Raw genomic sequence first — 2,671 nt, 5'->3', positions numbered from 1 at the left:
ACGCTGAGCGCCGCGGGACGCGCGGGCAAGAGCGCCGCGGGACGCGCGGGGGCCCGGCCGCCGCAGCGGCCGGGCCCCGACAAACGTCAGGCGTCGAGGTCGAGCACGATCCGACCGTCGATCTTGCCGTGCTTCATCCGGTCGAAGATGTCGTTGATGTTCCCCAGCGGCTCGCTGGCCACGGTGGGGTGCACCTTGCCGGTGGCGAAGAACTCGAGCGCCTCGGCGAGGTCCTGCCGGGTGCCGACGATGGAGCCCCGGATCGTCAGACCCTTGAGCACGACGTCGAAGATCGAGGCCGGGAACTCACCCGGGGGCAGACCGTTGAACACGATCGTGCCGCCGCGCCGGGTCAGCCCGATGGCCTGGCCGAACGCGGCCGGGTGCACGGCGGTCACCAGCACGCCGTCGACACCACCGGTCTGGTCCTGCACCGCCTCGATGACGTTGTCGGTCCGGGCGTTCACCGTGATCTCGGCGCCGTGCTTGCGGGCCAGGGCGAGCTTGGTCTCGTCGACGTCGATCGCCACCACCCGCATGCCCATCGCGTGCGCGTACTGCACGGCGATGTGGCCCAGACCGCCGATCCCGGAGATCGCCACCCACTCGCCCGGCCGGGCGTCGGTGACCTTGAGGCCCTTGTAGACGGTGACACCGGCGCACAGGATCGGGGCGACCTCGACCGGGTCGGCGCCGTCCGGGATGCGGGCGGCGTAGGTGGCGTCGACGAGCATGTACTCGCCGAAGGAGCCGTTCACCGAGTAGCCACCGTTGAGCTGCTTCTCGCAGAGGGTCTCCCACCCGGTGCGGCAGAAGCGGCACTCACCGCAGGCCGACCACAGCCAGGCGTTGCCGACCTTCTCGCCGACCCGCAGCGAGGTCACCCCCGCGCCGAGCTCGACGACCTCGCCGTAGCCCTCGTGCCCGGGGATGAAGGGCAGACCGGGCTTGACCGGCCAGTCACCCTCGACGGCGTGCAGGTCGGTGTGACAGACACCCGAGGTCGCGACCTTCACCAGGGCCTGGTTGCGGCCCGGGACCGGGATCGGGACCTCGTCGATGGTGAGAGGGCCGCCGGCCTGGTGGACGACCGCGGCGCGCATGGTCTCGCTCATGAGGTTGCCTTTCGACGTCCGACGTCGTCGTCGACGCCGGTGTGTACGGGCGCCCGGTTCGAGCGCCGATCTCGACGCTAGGAAGGCGACGTTGCAGCCCCGTTGCAGTTCTGGGGGCCTGCAGACACCCACACCCGGCCAACCCGCCTGAGACTTTCGTCCTAGGTCGGGGCTGGGACCAAAGTCCCCCTTCGCACGTGAGCCAGACCACAGCGACCACCGCCGTGGCGCGGAGACCCCCGTCCGGCCCCCTCGGTCGACGGCCCCTGCCCCCGCGCCCCCGGCGGACGGTGCAGACTCAGGTCCTGTGACTGGGGGCAATCAGGACGTCACGGACCGCCCCAGGGGCCTGGTCCACCGCAGACGGGCCGCCGTGCTGGGCGGGCTCGTCCTCGCGATCGTCGGGCTCCGACTGCTGTCGTCGTGCGCAGCCGGCGATGACACGAGTGCGAGACTGGACGGGTGGTCGGCACCGACGAGCTGTACGACGTGCTCGTCGACGGAGGTCGACGCGCCGACCGCGTGACCCATGTCCGCCAGATCGCGGCCCGGTCCGGGACGCGAGCGCCGTGGCCGGACTGGGCGGACCCGCAGGTCGTCGACGGGTACCGCGCGCTCGGCGTCGAGCTGCCGTGGCAGCACCAGGCCCTCGCCGCCGAGGCCGTGTGGGCCCGCCGGCACACGGTGCTGGCCACCTCGACCGGTTCGGGCAAGTCGATGGCGTTCTGGCTGCCAGCGCTCACCGCCGCACGCGCCGGCCACGACACCGGTCGGATCGACGCACCGGCCCGGGCCGGGGTGCTCTACCTGTCCCCCACCAAGGCGCTCGCCGCCGACCAGCTCGCGGGGCTGCACCGGCTCCTCACCGCCGCCGGGGTGCGCGACGTGCACGTGGCCACGTGCGACGGCGACACCGGCCGGGACGAGCGGCGCTGGGTGCGCGAGCACGCCCGGGTGGTGCTCACCAACCCCGACTTCCTGCACTTCGCGCTGCTGCCCGCCCACCAGCGCTGGGCCCGGCTGCTGCGCGGTCTGCGCTACGTCGTCGTCGACGAGTGCCACGCCTTCCGGGGCGTCTTCGGGGCGCATGTCGCCCTCGTGCTGCGCCGGCTGCGTCGGGTCGCCGCGGCCTACGGCGCCGACCCGACGTTCGTGCTGGCCTCGGCGACCACGAGCGACCCGGCGCTGAGCGCCGCCCGCCTCATCGGCGTCGAGCCGGCGCAGGTCGAGGCGATCACGCACGACACCGCGCCGTCCGGACGGCGGACCGTGGTGCTGTGGCAACCACCCGAGCTGCCCGGGTTCTCCCCGCTGGGCGGCGGGGCCGCGGCCGACCGACCCCCGACCGACCAGGCCTCGGCCGACGGGTCCTCGTCCGACCGGTCCGCCGAGGGGCCCGGCGCGAGGTCCGACGGAGGGCGCGGCGCGGGGTTCGACGACGGGGACGGCCCGGTGGACGGGACCGTCGAGCGTCCTCGCCGCACCGCGACCGCGGAGGTCGCCGACCTGCTCGCCGACCTGGTGGCCGCCGGGGCTCGCGCGCCGGCGTTCACCCG

At 73.8% G+C, this 2,671-nt stretch carries 2 protein-coding genes; one reads left to right on the top strand and one right to left on the bottom strand.

What is annotated here, in order from left to right:
* Positions 1–86 precede the first annotated feature (86 nt).
* Entirely contained in the window at positions 87–1,115 is a 1,029-nt protein-coding gene (gene adhP / locus F2B26_RS15605) for an alcohol dehydrogenase AdhP (protein ID WP_201292783.1), read from the bottom strand.
* Positions 1,116–1,577: 462 nt separating this feature from the next.
* On the opposite strand from adhP, the gene F2B26_RS15600 reads away from it, so the two are divergent.
* Positions 1,578–2,671: DEAD/DEAH box helicase (locus F2B26_RS15600; protein ID WP_159810916.1), on the top strand; the 1,094-nt coding region annotated here is incomplete at its 3' end.

Origin of the sequence: Cellulomonas citrea (genome assembly GCF_009829685.1) — a bacterium.
GTDB classification, from domain to species: Bacteria; Actinomycetota; Actinomycetes; order Actinomycetales; family Cellulomonadaceae; genus Cellulomonas; species Cellulomonas citrea.
The sequence above is the reverse complement of the archived record's forward strand: the minus strand, read 5'-3'. Positions and strand labels throughout refer to the sequence as shown.